The organism is Streptomyces sp. NPDC047108 (genome assembly GCF_040643575.1).
Lineage (GTDB): Bacteria > Actinomycetota > Actinomycetes > Streptomycetales > Streptomycetaceae > Streptomyces.
In genome coordinates this window covers 49,643-65,166 of record NZ_JBEYUP010000016.1, presented here as the reverse complement: position 1 = coordinate 65,166, position 15,524 = coordinate 49,643, and the positions used below count along the sequence as shown (strand labels likewise).

Below are 15,524 nucleotides of genomic sequence, written 5' to 3'. Positions count from 1 at the left end.
CGGGGCCCTGTACGACCCCGGGGTGCCGCACTAGGGAGTTTCACCAGTACCGGTGGACCGGAGTGCCGAGATCATGGACGCATTCCGTCCACCGGTCCCTCCCGAAAGAGTGCGAAGATGCCCGTCCCCAGGGACACATGCGCGTTCGACGGCACGGGCTCCCCCTGTGCCTCCGTCCGTCTCCGCTTCCCGGCGTCGGACGCGCTGCTGTTCTGCGCCGCCCCCGAGGACGACGGTTCCCTGGCCCCGCACCTGGTCCTCGCCGTCGCCGCCGACGGCACCGTCCACACCTGGCGCCCCGGGCTCCCGGAGGACGCGATGGCTGAAGTCCTGGGCGGCGTACGGGAGTTCCTGGCCGAGCTCGGCACCGGCGCGCCGCTGCCGGAGGGCGCGCTCCGGTGCGGGAACCCGGAACACGACGTGACGGTGATCCTGCGGCGGCTGCCGGACGGTCTCGTCCTGGGCACCGCCGTCGCCTCCGGCGGGCGGACGGAGCGGCCGGGCACCACCGGCGGCGTCCTGGAGGGCCTGCCCGCGCCGAGCCGCCGGCTCGTCCAGGCCCTGGCCGTGCTCGGCGGGCCGGTCGCCGTTCCGCGGCTGGGCACCCTGGTGGACGAGCCGGACGCCCTGGCCGGGGCCCTGCAGAGCGCGCTCGACGCCGGTTTCCTGCGCTGGCACGCGCGGAGCGGGGAGGCCGAGGTCCCGGAGGACTTGAGGGGCCGCCTGCTGGGCGGGATGACGCCGCCGGAGCGCCAGGCCGCGCACGCCTGGGCCGAGCGCTGGTCGGACGGGCCGGACGCGCTGCTCCACCGGGCCGCCGCGGCACAGGCCCCGTCCCCGTCGCTCGCGGACGCGCTGGAGAAGGAGGCCGAGGCGCTGAGTGCGGAGGGGTACTCGGCGCAGGCCGCCACACTGCTGCGCTACGCGGCCGACCTCTCCTCCGACCCCGCCACCGGGACGCAGCGGCTGCTCCACTCCATCGAGCACGACCTGCGGCTGCACCGCTGCTCCACGGCCGGGGCCGCGCTGCGGGCGCTGCGCGGACACCGGCCTTCGGTGCACGAACGGGTCCTGGCCGGGCGGTTGAGCGTACTGGAGGGCGATCTGCGCACGGGGCTCGCGCTGCTGACGGAGGCGCACGAACGTCTGGCCGCCGAGGCGCAGAGCGCCCCGGGGCCGGCGTCGGTCCCGTCGGGCCCCTCCGGCACGGACGGGCGGCATGGCTCCCCGTACGACGGCGCGACACAGCAGACCTCTGCCCGCAGCGGCAGCTCACCGGCCGCCGCGCAGAACGGCGCGATACGACCGGCCGCCCCGCGCAACGGCGTGACACGGCAGATCGCTCCGCACCACCTCGGCGTACGGCAGTCCCCGCACGCCGACGTACGGCAGGCATCGCTGCTCTGGCTCGCGGAGGCGCGATGGCTGGCCGGGCGCCCCACCTCCGTGATCCGTCCCCTGCTGGAGGCGTCCCGGCGGACGGCCACCCACGACCCGTACTGGCACGGCATGCGCGCATGGCTCGACATGCTGCTCGCCGCGGCGGACCAGGGACCCGCCGAGGCACTGAGCGCCATCCGCTCGGCGTCGCTCCCGGCCCATCCCCGCTCCGCGTCCGCCTCCCGCAAGACCCTGCTGATCGAGGCGTGGCTGCATCTGGAGGCCGGGGACCTCGACCGGTGCGAGAGCGCCGTCCACCGCGCGCTGGACGTGTCGGCCATCAGCGAGGCGTCGTCGGCGGACGGCCTCCCTCTGGTCCTGCTCGGCCATCTGCACTGGATGCGCGGGAACTGGGCACAGGCCGATCTCCACGCCTCCATGGCCGTCAACTCGGCGACCCCGCTGTGGCGTCCGCTGGGGGAATCGCTCGGCCTGCTGATCGCCTCCTCGCGCGGGGAGGCGGCGGAGGACGACGAGCGGTGCCGGTCCGTCGGCGCCGAGGAACAGCCGGTGCTGTGCGCGTGGTCGGGACTGTTCGCGCGGCTCGTCGGTGCCGTGGAGGCCGACGACGCCGCGCGGGTGGCGGCCGTCCTCGGTGCGGACCGCCCCCGTTCCGGCACGAGCGGACTCCCCACGGCCCTGATGCCGTGGCGGGAGCTGGAGTTGCTGCGGGCCGCGGTGCTGGTCGGCGACACGACCCTGCTGGAGCGTTCGCTGCGGTCGATGCGGCGGCTGCGGCGGCGGTCGGCCTCCGCCTGGATCAGGATGTTCGGCGCATGGGGCGAGGCCCTGGCCGCCGCTCACGCCGGGCGGCGGGAGAACGCGCTGGAGCACTACGCCGAGGCCGAGCGCCAGGCGGCCGCGGCGGGGGCCCGTACGCCCTGGTACCGGGCGCGGCTCCAGGCCGACCACGCGGACGTGCTCGCGAACGTGGGCAAGCGCCGCGCGGCCCTGGACCGCTATCGGGCGGCGCAGGAGACCGCGGCCGAGCTCGGCGCGCGGCCCCTGCACCACCGTTGCGCCGCGGGCCTGACCCGGCTGCGCCTTCCTCGGTCCGCGAACGGCTACGGGCTCACCGACCGGGAGGCCGATGTCGTCGCCCTGGTCGCCTCGGGGCTGACGAACAAGGAGACCGCGGCCCGGCTCTTCGTCACACCGGCGTCCATCGCCTTCCACCTCAGCAACATCTACGCGAAGACGGGTGTGTCCAACCGGTACGAGCTGCGGGCCTGGTGGCAGTCGCTGGGCGAGGCGGCGGACTGATCATGGCCCGGGAGGACCGGCCCTCCGCACCGCCCGGCCGCCGTGGCGCGCTCCGTCGGGCACGCGGACGGGGCCGGTGCCTGCTCCCCTGCTGTGCCGGGCGACCTCGGGCGGTGTGCGGTTCACCGGGCGGGGCCCGCGCCCCTCACGGAGCGAGCCCGCGCGGACCCGCTCCGTGGCGGACCGGGGGCGGAACTGGGAGAACCTTCGAGTTACTTCGGTGTAACCGCAACGGGAACCGGCCCCTCGCGGGCGGGAGCGACGGCCGCGCACGGGCCGCAACTAGCCACTCTCACCAGTGCGTTCGGAGGATGGGGCGGCAAACATGAGGCGAGCCGGAAGCAACGGATGTTGCCGATGAGACTTCCCGCAACGCGGAGCGGGAGGGGCCGGGCCCCGGCGCCTGCCCCCGGGATCCCCCGTCCTCGGGAAGGCGCCGGCGCCCCGCCGGACGGGCGCCGACCCCCGCGGCGGTGAACAGCCGCGGCCACAGGGGCCTTTGACGCGCCCGACCGGTCCCGGAACCACCACAGGCCGAACGGAGCACAGGATGACCGTCCACCCGGAGAACGGTCCGTGTGGTGGCGGACACCCATGGGGCACCGGGGTGTGCCCGTCGTTCCCGGGGATGGACGCGCTGCTGTTCCGGGCTGGCCCGGGTGAGGGAGGGCGTCCTGAACTGCAGTTCGCGATCGGGGTGACCACGTCGGCCGATGTGCTGAGCTGGCAACCGGGGACGGACGAGGGGGAACTCGCCGATGTCCTGGAGGCGTTGCGGGATCTTCTGCGGTGCGCGGACCCGTTCCGTCCGCCGGGCTCCGACGGCTCGCTCCCCTGCGGGCGGCTGAGCGACGAAGTCACCCTCGTCCTGCAGAGACTGCCCGGCGACGCCCTGCTGGGCGCCGCGCTCCGGGGTACCGCGCCCGCGGCACGGGCGGCGGCACGGACGACCGGCGGCCGGCCTCCGGAGCTGCAGGGCGGCCCGCCGCTCGCCGAGGCCGCGGAGCGGTTGCGCGGGCTGCCGCGCGACAGCCGCCGGCTCGTCCAGGCCCTGGCCGTCCTCGGCGGCCGGGTGTCGTACGCCCGGGTGGGCACCGTTCTTCCGCACTCGGACGACCTGGCGACGGCGCTTCAGCCCGCCCTGGACGCCGGGTTGGTGTCCTGGGACGCGCGCACCGGCACGGCCGGGGTGGAGGACCGCCTCCGGCCCGTGGTCAGGGCCGGCATGTCACCGGCGGAACGGCATGCGGCGCACGCCTGGGCCCAGCACTGGTCCGCCGGGGCGGACCGGCTGCTGCACCGGGCCGCCGCCGCCCGCTCCCCGCTGCCCGCGCTCGCCGACGAACTGGAGAAGGAGGCGTACGTCCTGGGCCAGGGCGGTCATGCGGCGCAGGCGGCGCGGCTGCTGCGGCACGCGGCCGACCTGTCGCTGGACGCGGGGCGGATCACCCAACGGCAGCTCGCCTCCGTGGAGTTCCGGCTGCGCGCCCATCACACGATGGCCGCCAGGAACGAACTCGGGTCCGTACGGCGCCACCCGCCCTCCCCGCGTCACCTCCTGCTGTCCGGGCGGCTGCACGCCCTCGAAGGCGATCTGCGCAAGGCGCTGGCGGAGCTGACGGAGGCTCATGAGCATCTGACAGCAGGGGACCGGCAGACCGGCCCGGAAGGCCCCGACCACGAGGTACCCGGCCCTGAGGAGTCGGGTGCGAACGTGTCGGGTGCGGAGGTGCCCGGTCCGGAAGGCACCGCCGGGCGGGGCAGGTCCGCGGCGGAGAGGGGGTCCGCCGAGGAGAAGGCGGCCGCCATCCTGTGGCTCGCCCAGGCCCGCTGGCTTGCCGGTTACCCGTCGGCCCGGATCCGGCCGCTGCTGAAGGACTACGCTTCGGCGCCCTCGGAGGACCCCTACTGGACCAGTCTGTACGAATGGCTGGAGACGGTCGTGACAGCTCGGGAGGAGGGTGCCACGGCCGCGCTGCGGACCATCGCTTCCCCCACCACGGAACCGGGGATCCCCACGGGCCGCAGGCCCGCCCCGGTCCGCCGTCGCATGCTGCTGACCGAGGCGTGGCTGCGGCTGGAGGCGGGTGAGCTGGAGCGGTGCGAGCGAGCCGTACACGCGGTCCTGGACCTGGAGTTCGTCACACCCGACACGGCACCGACCGGGATCCCCGACATCCTGCTGGGCCATCTGTCCTGGCTCCGCGGGGACTGGACGCTCGCCCGGCTCTACGCGCGCATGGCGACCCGGTCGGCCACCGGGCTGTGGCAGCCGCTGGCCGGGCCGCTGGACGACCTGATCGCGGCCGCGCGCGGCCGGACGGTGCCCGACGACGAGAGGGGATCCGGCGCGTCGCCGCCACCCACGCTCAGCGGGTGGGCGGCACGGTTCGCGCGGCTCGTCGCCGCGGTGGAATCGGGAGACGCCCAGCGGGCCCGGCGTCTGCTCGCCGTACCGCCGTGTCCGGGCGAACTCCCCGTGCCGTTCGCGCCGTTGCCGACCTGGCGCGAACTGGAAGTGCTCAAGGCGGCGTCCCTCGCGGAGGACGAGGCGCTGCTCGACCGCGCCCTGGCGTCGCTCACCATCCTGCGCGAGCGGGGCGGAACCGCCTGGGACCGCATGTTCGCGTCCTGGGGCGAGGGGCTGGCGGCGGTGTACGCGGGCGAACGGGAGGCGGCGCTCGACCGGTTCGGCGAGGCCGAGAGCCAGGCGGCGCGGATCCCGGGGCCGCTGCTCTGGTACCGCGCCCGTCTGCAGGCCGACCACGCCGGTCTGCTCGCGAGCACGGGCAAGCGCAGGGAGGCGCTGGACCGGTACCGCGCCGCCCATGAGACCGCGTCGCTGCTCGAGGCCCGGCCCCTGCTGGACCGGTGCGCCGAGGGACTGGCCGGGCTGCGCCTGCCGCGGTCCGCGCGCGGCTACCGGCTGACGCAACGGGAGAGCGACGTGGCGCGCCTGGTCGCCTCGGGCCTGACGAACAAGGAGACGGCCGCCCGGCTCTACATCACCCCGGCCGCGATCGCCTTCCACCTCAGCAACATCTACGCGAAGGCCGGTGTGCACAATCGCTACGAACTGCGGGCCTGGTGGCAGTCGTTGGAGGACACGGACTGACGGCGCCCCTTCCGGTACGGAACGGGTTCGTCCCCGGGGTCCTGCTCCGTGCATGCGGCATTCCCGGGGGCGTACGGACCGGGAATGCCGCATGCACCGACCCGGGCTGCCCGGAGTTCCCGGAAATTCCGGCGGGCCCGACGCGCTCGGCCCGGAGAACCGGAAACCCAGTGCACCGGAAGTCCCCGGAGCGATCGGAGGCTCGATCCGAGCTGTCAGGAGACCCCGGGCAGGGCGAATTCGGCCCACACCGTCTTTCCCAGCGGCGGATACGACCGGACTCCCCAGTCCGCGCTGAGCGCGTGCACCAGGAGAAGTCCGCGGCCCCCCTCGTCGGACGCACCGGAGAACTGCATCTCGGGCTCGTGCCGGAAATCGGCGTCGGTGACCTCGGCACGTAATCTCGTGCCCAGGCTCAGCGCCACCAGGACGTGGTTGCCCTCTCCGGACGCGTGCAGGACGGCATTCGCGGTGAGTTCGGACATCACCAGCGTCACGTTGTCGCGCAATCCGCCGTCGAGACCCCAGCGTTGCATGATGCGGGCCACCCGGTCCCGTGCCAGGAACGGCGCCGTGGGTTTCGAGGCGAGCCGGAATCCGGTGTCGTAGACGGCCGTGAGTCCCGGCTCGCCGGCGTACTCGCAGCGGCGGTGGTCGTCGAGGAGACTCACGGACTTGCCCTCCGGGAATGTCGGCCGGTCGTGCGGAGCGGGTCCGACCGGCAGGCGGTCCGCGCCGGTTCGGCGCCGTGGCCCCGGCGCACCCCCGGGGCGCGCGTACCGGTGTCGCAACCCCATGGCTGGAATACTGCCGTCCGCACGTTCGCGCGAGACTGCAAAGACCTTCTAGCTCACCCTGCTCCGCCGGGTGATTCCGAGACCCGCTGGATCAGATCGCGTACGCCGCGGCGGTCACGGACGGCGAGCTTGGCGAAAGTTCGCGCCAAGTGATACTCGACGGTCTTGACGCTGATGACGAGATGCTCCGCGATCTCCCGGTTCGTGCGCCCGAGCGCGACCTGGCGCGCCACATCGCGCTCGCGCGGGCTCAGCGTGGCCAGCACGGCCAGGTCGGCGGATCCGGACCCGTGGGCCGAGGCGAGGTCGTCGCGGCTGAGCCGTTCGAACGCGACCGCGCCCATGGCGCCGAAGGTCGCGGCGGAGGTGAGCAATTCCCGTTCGGCCGCCGCGTGTTGGCCCAGGTCGCGCAGGAACCGGCCGTGGCCCTGCTCCATCAGTCCCCGGAACAGCGGGATGTCCCCGCCCTCCTCAGCGATCTCGGCCGCGAGCGCGTACGCCCGGGCGGCGGCCTTGACCGCCCCCTCGCCCTCGTGGACCCGCGCGGTGAGCCACAGCCGTACGAGTTCGGGACCGCGGGCGGCGCAGCCGGGGGTGGGTTCGGGGAGGAACTCCCGCAGCACGGCGCGGGCCCGCCCGACCCGGCCCGCTGACACGGCCGCGTCGATGTAGAAGGGCGTCCACCACAGGGCGTAGAGGCGGTAGCAGTCGTTGAGGCGTGCGGCGTCGGCGATCGTGCCCAGGGCCGCGAGGACCGCCTGGGCGTCGTCGCGCGAGCGGGCGGCCAGCGCCTGGGCGAGCGCCGAGTAGAACTCCGGGCCGCGGTAGTCGAGCAGCACCGAGCGGGCGCGGGCCGCCTCCATGTGCGTCTGCGCCTGGGCGGTGTCCCCGCGGCCGGCGGCCAGCGCGGCGGCCAGGGAGTGGAGGACGGCGTGGTCGATGGCGTGGCCGTGCGCGTCGATGGCGCTGAGCGCGGTCCTGGTCTCGCACTCCGCCTTGTCCCACGACCCGTCCATCATGTGGCAGACGATGAGGTGCACGTATCCGGCGAGGCCGAGGACCTGGAAGGTGCCGGGGCGTGAACGGCGTACGACGGTGGCCAGTTCGGAGGCGGCGAGGGACACCTTGCCGGACAGGCAGTGCAGCATGCCGCGGATGGTCAGCCCGAACACATCAGCCTCTTCGACCAGGTTCGGGTCGTCGGGAAGGTAGTCGAGCGTCCGCAGACCGGCCTCCGCGCCGGCCACGAGCCCCTGCCCGTAGGCGCCCAGCGACCGGGCGGCGGCCCGGGTGTCGCGCACGAGCGCGCCCAAGTGGCCCCCGTCGGCGCCTTCCAGGGCCGCGACGGCATCGCCCGCGATGCGGACGGTCTCCCGCCCGAGTCCCAGGACGGCCGTCACCCAGCCCAGCTCGACGCCCGTACGAGCGGTCGCCAGCGGTCCCGTGCCGTCCTCGGCCGCGGTGGCCAGGGCCTGCGTCAGATGCCGGCGGGCCTGCACCAGGCGGCCCTGCGCGAACGCCAGCAGCCCCAGCACCTCCTGGCGCCTGGCGGTGGGCTTCGCCGCGGCGACGAGGTCGCGGTAGCGGCGGACGAGATTGCCCTCCCCCGCCCAGAACTTGAGGCGGACGACGCCGATGAGGTGGCGCTCGCGGTCCTCACGGTCCTCGGCGACGTCGGCCGCCCAGGACAGGTACTCGGCGGCCGTGCCGAGCCGGCCCAGCGCGCTCTCCTCGCGGGCGGCGGCGGCCAGTTCGGCCGCGAGCCGGGCATCGGGGCCGGTGGCCGCGGCGACGCGGTGCGCCCAGGCGGCACCCGCGTCGACCAGGCCGACCGCGCGCGCGTGCACCTGCCGCCTGCGTTCCGGCGTGAGGGCCTCGTACACCGCGTCGCGCAGCATCCGGTGCCCCGGGGCGACCGCCGTGGACGGCTCGTCGGGCCACCACCGCACCAGTCCGGCGCGCAGCAGGGGTTCGAGGGCGCCGGCGGCGTCGGGTACGCCCACGAGCCTGCTGAGCCGGGGCAGGGAGACCTGGGCGTCGAGGACGGCCAGCCCTTCGAGCAGCAGGCGTGAGGGTTCGGGGAGCAGGGCGAGCCGGGCCCGTACGGTGTCGGCGAACCCGGCCGGTGTCTCTTCGGCCGGTCCGTCGATCGCCGCCTCCGGCGGCCACAGCAGCAGGGTCGCGTGCAGGGCGTTGCCACCGGTGATCCGGTGGAGGCGCTGCCCGGCCTCCTCGGGCGGCTCGTCCGAACCGGCCACGGCGGCCAGCTCCCCCAGTTCGTCCGGGCCGAGACCGGTCAGGGGGACGCGCAGGTCGACGCCGAAGCCGAGACCGTGCGATCCCGCGGGGCGGGTCGCCGAGGTGGTGGCCACGACGATCGTCAGGACGGGCCGGTCGGTGAGGCCGCGCGTCATGGAGGCGGCCGCGTCCAGCGAGGCGGCGTCGGCGGCCTGAGCCTCCTCCAGGACCAGGACGACGGGCGAGGTGTCCGCCAACACGCCCAGCGCCGTGCTGAGTTCGGCGCTCACAGCGATGGGAGAGACGGGCGAGAAGACGCCGGTGCTCAGCAGGGGCAGGCGCCGGACGACACCGGGCGGCACCTGCCCGAGGAGCTGGCCGAGCATCGCGTACGGCCGGTCCTGCGCGGTGTCCGAGCCGTGGGCCACCAGGACCCGGAATCCCCGCAGCCCCTCGGTGAAGTGCTGGATCAGCCGCCGCTTCCCGACGCCAGGCGGTCCCTCGACGAGGATCACGCGCGGCTGCCCGGCGGCGGCCGCGCGGGCCTCGGCGGCCATGAGGCCGAGCGTGGCGCGGCGGCCCACGAAGGGGGGCGTGCCGGGCCCCGGGCCGCTCCCGGGCGGGACGTTCACGCAGCCTCCGGCGCGTGCTCCGCGCTCCATCGGATCCTCGGCCCGCCGGCCCGGACCACGGTGCCGTCCGAACGCGCTGTCACACGGGGCTCCCTTGGCTCGAGGCTGCCGAATGGCCGGTCGGGGGGAAGTAGCTTAGACGGGTTGCGGAGTCTCCGACCGCCGATGCCGGATCCGGCAGTCGGACGGCGGCCGCGCCGCGCGAACCGTTGAATCCGAAGCCCCGGACGTGCGGGTTCGTGGGCGGCGACGGTCGTGGGCCGCCCCGTCACGCCTCGCGCGCCCCGGGGAGCCAGGCGGTGAGGCGGAAGCCGCCGTCCGGCCGCGGAGCGGCCTCGACGCGTCCGCCCGCGAGCGCCGCACGCTCGCCGAGCCCGCCGATCCCGTGTCCGCTGCTGGGCAGGCGGGGCGGTGGGGGCCCGGTCGGCCGGTCGTTCTCCACGGTGATGTGCAGCCCGTCGGGGCGGTAGTCCAGGGTGACCCGGGTGTCGGCGCGCCCCGCGTGCTTGCGGACGTTGGTCAGCGCCTCCTGGACCGCGCGGTACGCGGTGAGCTCCAGGGCACCGGGCAGCGTACGCCGCTCGCCGGTGACCTCCAGCGTGACCTGCGCGCCCGTGCTCCGGCTGTCCTGCAGGAGGGCGTCGAGGCCGTCGAGGGACGGCTGGACGGGAGGTGGTTCCTCGTCGCAGTCACCGCGCAGGACGCTGAGGACCTGCCGCAGTTCGTCCAGCGCCTGCCGCCCGACCTGCCCGATGAGCTGTCCCGCCTCGCGCCCGCGCTCGCTCTGGGCGGGGTCGGCCTCCAGGGCGCCGGCGTGGACGACCATCAGGCTGACGCGGTTGGCGACGACGTCGTGCATCTCCCGGGCGATCCGGGCGCGTTCCTCGACGCGGGCCTGGGCCGCGAGCAGGTGCTGCTCGCGTTCGAGCCGGTCGGCACGCTCGCGGAGGCTGTCCAGCACCATGCGGCGGGCACCGCGGTAGAGGCCGAACAGCGCCGGCACGACGATGATCAGGCCGAGTTCGATCACGATCTCGGGTGACAGCCCGGGGCCGCCGCCGACCCGGGCATCGGCCAGCCACCCGCCCGCGACCACGGCAGGGCAGGCCGCGGCGCAGAGTCCGGCGAGGGCGGCGCGCGAACACCCGTACTTGGCGGCCGAGTAGAGGGCCACGGGCAGCGCGGCCTCGGGTACGAACGTCGGAAGCGGTACGCACACCAGCGCCGCGGCGCAGACCGCCACGGGATACCGCCGCCGCAGCACCACGGCGGCGCTCAGGCCCGCGACGGCGAGCAGCCCGCCCAGGACGACGGCGGGGTGGGGGTGGTCGTCGAACGCGAACGAGGCGCGGCGCAGGTCGCATCCCGCGACGACGACCGCGACGGCGACGTCGAGCAGGAGTCCCCCGGGGACCGCCCACCACCAGAGGCCGTCCTGGTCTCGGGGCTCCTTGGGCCGGAGGGCCGGGGGTGGGAAGGCGAGCAGGGCGGCCGCGGTCAGGACGAGCAGCCCGCACAGCTCCAGGGGTACGGCGAAGTGCGTCAGCGACCGGTCCAGCCGGGCGAACTCCGCGGCGAAGGCGATGGCCAGGGTCAGCGTCACCGCGTACACGACCGGCAGGCGCACCCGTGCCCGTCCCAGCGCGTACACCGCGACCGGGGCGGTCACGGCGAGCACACCGCCCAGGAGCAGTCCCGCGGCCGCGGCGAACATGACGAGCACCGGGCGGCGGTGGCGCATGGGGAGCGTGAGAGCGGCGGCGACGGCGAGGACGGCGACGCACCACGGGGCGGGCAGCAGGCCGCCTGCGGACTCGGTCGCGACCTCGTAGGACCAGACACCGTCCACGCAGACGGCAGCTGCGGTGAGGAGCACCTGCCGGACCCGGGACGAGCCCCGCCCCGGTGGCCGCGCGGCCCCTGCCCCGGCACCCTTCGTCGGCGCCGCGGGACCGGCCGTCACGGCCGTGGTCAGGAGTCGTGCGGTCACGCGCGGATCCTAAGCCGTGATGCCGCTCCCCGGGGAGGCCCGGGTACGGCTCGGTGGAACGGCGCACTCCGCGGTACGGGCGTCTCGGTCCGACCTGCCCGGGGCCAGGTGCGAACCGGAAGCGCCGGATCGGTATCGGCAGCACTCTTGTTGGCGACCTTACTCTGCGGTAAGGATGTCCTGCCGACCGACGCCGTGACCGAAACGGAGTCCCGCATGGCCGACCGATCCCGGCGCACCTTCCTCACGTTCCTGGTCGCAGCACCCACCCTGGCCATCGCCACCGGAGTCGGCGCGGACGCCCTGGCCCCGTCGAGCGCGGAGGGGGCGGTCCCGACGCCGCCGGCGCCGGCCGACATCCTCGACCTCGGCGACGTCCTGATCCTGGCGGGCAAGCCGACCTCCGGCATGCTCGTCCTGGAGATGGACGAGGAGGGCACGGCGCACTTCCGGCTGCCGCGCGCCGAGGTCGGCCAGGGCCTGACCACCGCCGTGGCGATGCTGGTCGCCGAGGAGCTCGACGTCCCCCTGCACTCCGTGAAGGTGCGCCTCGACGACGCCCGCCCCGAGCTGCTGTTCAACCAGCTCACCGGGAGTTCGAACTCGATCCGCTCGCTCTACGACCCGATCCGCAGGACCGCGGCCGCCGCCCGCTCCCGGATGGTCGCCACCGCCGCCCGCGACTGGGGCGTCGACCCGGACCGGCTGTCCGTCAGCAAGGGCACGGTCACGGCGCCGGACGGACGCGAGACCTCGTACGCCCGGCTCGCCGTCGCCGCGGCGGGGAGGACGACGGAGCGGCTGAGCCCGGCCCAGTCCGAACCGAAGGCGGAGTCGGAGCACACGCTCGTCGGGACGCCGACCTCGCGCATCGACGCGCGCGCCATCGTGACCGGCCGGCAGAAGTACACCCTCGATCTCGACGTTCCGGGTGCGAAGCCGGCGATGGTGCGGCGGCCGCCGACGCTGGGCGGCACGGTGGAGTCGGTCGCCAACGAGGCCGCCGTCCGCGCGATGCCCGGAGTCCTGGACGTCGTCGTGATCCCGACCGGGGTGGCGGTCGTGGCCGAGACGTTCGGCCAGGCGCTGGAGGCGAAGGACGCCCTCGACGTCCGGTGGAGGAAGGGGACCGTCGACGCCCTCTCCGACGACGACATCCGCGGGAAGCTCCGGGCCGCGGCCCTGCCCTTCGTCGTCCCGCCCCTGCTCACCAAGCACCTCGACGCCGATTTCGACTTCGCCTTCGCGAGCCACGCGCCGCTGGAGACCAACTCGGCGGTCGCGGACGTACGGGAGGGCGGTGCCACCATCTGGTCCGGGCTGAAGTCGCCGATCGTCGCGCTGCAGACCATCGCCCGGGAACTGGGGCTGCCGCAGGACAAGGTGACCGTCCATGTCGTGCAGGCGGGCGGGTCGTTCGGCCGCAGGCTGTTCTTCGACGGGGCACTGGAGGCGGCCCGCATCTCGCAGAAGAGCGGACGCCCGGTGCGCCTGATGTGGTCCCGGATCGACGACATGCGGCACGGCCGGATGCGGCCCGCCACCCACCACAAGATCCGGGCGACCTACGCCCTGAACAACGTGCTCACCTTTGAACACCGGGTGGCCGCCGTCGAGACCGACCTCCGGCACGGGCTCGGCGAGATCATCACGGCGAACGCCGCGCATCTGCCGGTCGCCGGGAACGCGAGCATCGCGCAGTCGCTGTTCCTGACCACGGTGAAGTCGCCGTACAACTTCGGTGTCACCACGCAGTTGCTGAACGAGGTGCCGCTGCGGATGCCCACCGCGTCCTGGCGGTCGGTGTACTCGGCGAACACCCGGGGCGCCGAGGAGATCGTCGTCGACGAGCTGGCGCGGCGGATGGGCCGGGACCCGGTCGCCTTCCGCCGGTCGTTCCTCAAGACCGCACGGCAGCGTGCGGTCCTGGACAAGGCGGCTTCCGCGGGCGACTGGGGGCGGGAGATGCCGGAAGGCCACGCCCAGGGCATCGCGTTCCACGACGAGTACAAGTCCTGCACGGCCTGTCTGGTCGAGATCGACGCCCGCGACCCGAAGAAGCCCCGGGTCACCAAGGCCGTCATCGCGGTCGACGTCGGCCGGCCGGTCAATCCGCGCGGCCTGGAGGCCCAGATGCTGGGCGGGCTGACGGACGCGATCTCGACGACCCTCCGGGCGGGGCTCCACATCGACAAGGGCCTTCCGCTGGAGGGCAGTTACTCGCAGTTCCACTACGCGCGGCAGAAGGACACCCCGCCCGACGTGGAGATCCATGTGATGCCCGCCGACGGGGAGCCGGGCGGTGCCGGGGAGCTGGGCGTACCGGCCGCGGTCGGCGCGATCGCCAACGCGTACGCCCGCGCGACCGGCACCAGGCCCCGCAGCTTCCCGGTCAACTTCGACGTCGACTTCACGCCCTTCCCCCGTTGAGGAGCCCGCGTTGCCTTCCCACACCTTCTCCGTCAACGGCGAGTCCGTCACGGTCGACGCACCCGGCGACATGCCGCTCCTGTGGGTGCTCCGCGATCTGCTGGGCATCACCGGGCCCAAGTACGGCTGCGGCATCGACGTCTGCAAGGCGTGCACCAGCCATCTCGACGGGAAGGCGGTGAACCCCTGCGTCGTCCCGGTCGCGGACGCCGAGGGCCGCGAGGTCACCACGATCGAGGGCCTGGCGGACGGCGACCGGCTGCACCCCGTCCAGCAGGCGTGGCTGGAGGAGGACGTGGCGCAGTGCGGCTACTGCCAGCCGGGGCAGATCATGGCCGCGGTGGCCCTGCTGCGGGAGAAGCGCGACCCCACGGACGCGGACATCGACGCCATCGCGAACGTCTGCCGCTGCGGCACGTACTTCCGCATCCGCGAGGCGATCAAGAGGGCCGCGGCGAACCTGTAGTCCGGCGCGGCCGTTCTCGATTCCCCTCTCACGCGGGCCGGTTCGGGCCGGCGTCAGTCGCGGCGCGCGATCACCCGGTAGGCGTTGGCCAGTCCGGCGCGCCCCGCCAGCGGTTTGACGAGGACGCGGTCCAGCACCGTCGCCAGCACCAGCAGCGGGAGGCCCGCGAGCAGGAGCAGACGGCGCAGCAGCAGCGCCGGGCGGCCTGGCGGCTCGGGATGCCAGGGGGCGTCCTCGGCCGGGGCGTACCGGTTGAGCGGCAGCCAGACGGCGCCCAGAAGGTCGACCGGGTCGTGGGGTTCCGCACGTTGCTCGGCGACGACCGTGAACCCGAGGGCGGTCAGTTCCCGTCGCAGATTGGCCAGCGGGACGAAGTTGAGGTGCTGCGGCTGGAGCCACGGCAGCCACCAGCGGCCGAGCCACCGCGCGAGGCGGGACTCCGCGTCGGGCACCTCGATCATCAGATACCCGCCGGGCCGTACGGTCTTCCACGCGGCGCGCAGTTCCTCGCGCGGGTTCGTGCTGTGCTCCAGGTAGTGGTACATGCTGACCACGTCGTAGCCGCCGGCCAGGTCCTCACCGGCCAATTCGGTGAAGCTGCCGCGGAATCCGCGGGTGACCCGGCCCTCGCGCTCCGCGACCTCGATGCCGTCGGTGAAGTCGAGGCCGTCGAAGGTGGTGCCGGGGAAGACGGTCCGGGCGGTCTCGCAGAAGTGGCCGTGGCCGGTGCCGACGTCGAGCCACATCGCCGGTGACCCGGTGAAGCGCTTCATCGGCTCGGCCCGGCCCACGTACGTCTTGGTGCGGCGCGCGAACGCCCCGCCGAGCTGCTTCTCCCCCAGCCCGTCGTAGAAGTCCCGGTAGTAGAACTCCAGTCCCTCGTCGCTGAGCCGGGGGTTCTGGAAGACGTGGTGGCACTCCTCGCACGCCTCCAGGACGAAGCGGCCCGGCTTGTGCTGGAAGAGGTCGATCGTGCGCAGGCGCACCCGCAGGCTGGACGAGCCGCACCAGGGGCACTCCGTACGGCGCGGCTCGAAGAAGCGGTCGGTGCCGGCCGCCAGATCGGCCTGGTAGCGCGGGCGGAGCCCGGCGACCTCCTCGGCCCGGGACGGCTCGGCGGGGCGCTGCGGTGCCGGTGTGCTGCTGCTCAAGG

8 protein-coding genes are annotated in these 15,524 nt (G+C 74.4%); 4 read left to right on the top strand and 4 right to left on the bottom strand.

The features are described from left to right. Positions 1-117: 117 nt before the first annotated feature. Together ABZ822_RS25340 and ABZ822_RS25335 are read left to right on the top strand one after the other, a co-directional pair. The gene (locus ABZ822_RS25340) at positions 118-2,703 is read left to right on the top strand and encodes a helix-turn-helix transcriptional regulator (RefSeq protein ID WP_360858582.1); all 2,586 of its coding nucleotides are present in this window, start codon (positions 118-120) and stop codon (positions 2,701-2,703) included. Between the two features lie 550 nt (positions 2,704-3,253). After that, positions 3,254-5,818 (top strand): LuxR C-terminal-related transcriptional regulator, encoded by a 2,565-nt coding sequence (locus ABZ822_RS25335; RefSeq protein WP_360858579.1) that lies wholly within the window; start codon positions 3,254-3,256, stop codon positions 5,816-5,818. A gap of 215 nt (positions 5,819-6,033) precedes the next feature. Here ABZ822_RS25335 and ABZ822_RS25330 read toward each other — a convergent pair whose 3' ends face one another. From ABZ822_RS25330 to ABZ822_RS25320, 3 genes are all read right to left on the bottom strand, one after another. Next, a complete protein-coding gene (locus tag ABZ822_RS25330; RefSeq protein ID WP_360858576.1) occupies positions 6,034-6,489 on the bottom strand; it encodes an ATP-binding protein in 456 nt (151 codons plus the stop codon). Positions 6,490-6,668: 179 nt separating this feature from the next. After that, entirely contained in the window at positions 6,669-9,515 is a 2,847-nt protein-coding gene (locus tag ABZ822_RS25325; protein ID WP_360858573.1) for an AAA family ATPase, read from the bottom strand. 238 nt (positions 9,516-9,753) lie between these two features. Beyond that, positions 9,754-11,475 carry a histidine kinase gene (locus ABZ822_RS25320; protein ID WP_360858570.1) on the bottom strand — a complete coding sequence of 574 codons (1,722 nt, stop codon included), beginning with the start codon at positions 11,473-11,475 and terminating at the stop codon, positions 9,754-9,756. A 216-nt stretch (positions 11,476-11,691) separates the two neighbouring features. On the opposite strand from ABZ822_RS25320, the gene ABZ822_RS25315 reads away from it, so the two are divergent. Together ABZ822_RS25315 and ABZ822_RS25310 are read left to right on the top strand one after the other, a co-directional pair. Further along, complete coding sequence (locus tag ABZ822_RS25315) at positions 11,692-13,905, top strand: molybdopterin cofactor-binding domain-containing protein (protein WP_360858567.1); 2,214 nt, start codon at positions 11,692-11,694, stop codon at positions 13,903-13,905. A 10-nt stretch (positions 13,906-13,915) separates the two neighbouring features. Next, complete coding sequence (locus tag ABZ822_RS25310; protein WP_360858564.1) at positions 13,916-14,371, top strand: (2Fe-2S)-binding protein; 456 nt, start codon at positions 13,916-13,918, stop codon at positions 14,369-14,371. A gap of 53 nt (positions 14,372-14,424) precedes the next feature. Here ABZ822_RS25310 and ABZ822_RS25305 read toward each other — a convergent pair whose 3' ends face one another. Beyond that, on the bottom strand, positions 14,425-15,522 hold the full coding sequence (locus ABZ822_RS25305; RefSeq protein ID WP_360858561.1) for a class I SAM-dependent methyltransferase: 1,098 nt from the start codon (positions 15,520-15,522) through the stop codon (positions 14,425-14,427). Positions 15,523-15,524: the final 2 nt, after the last annotated feature.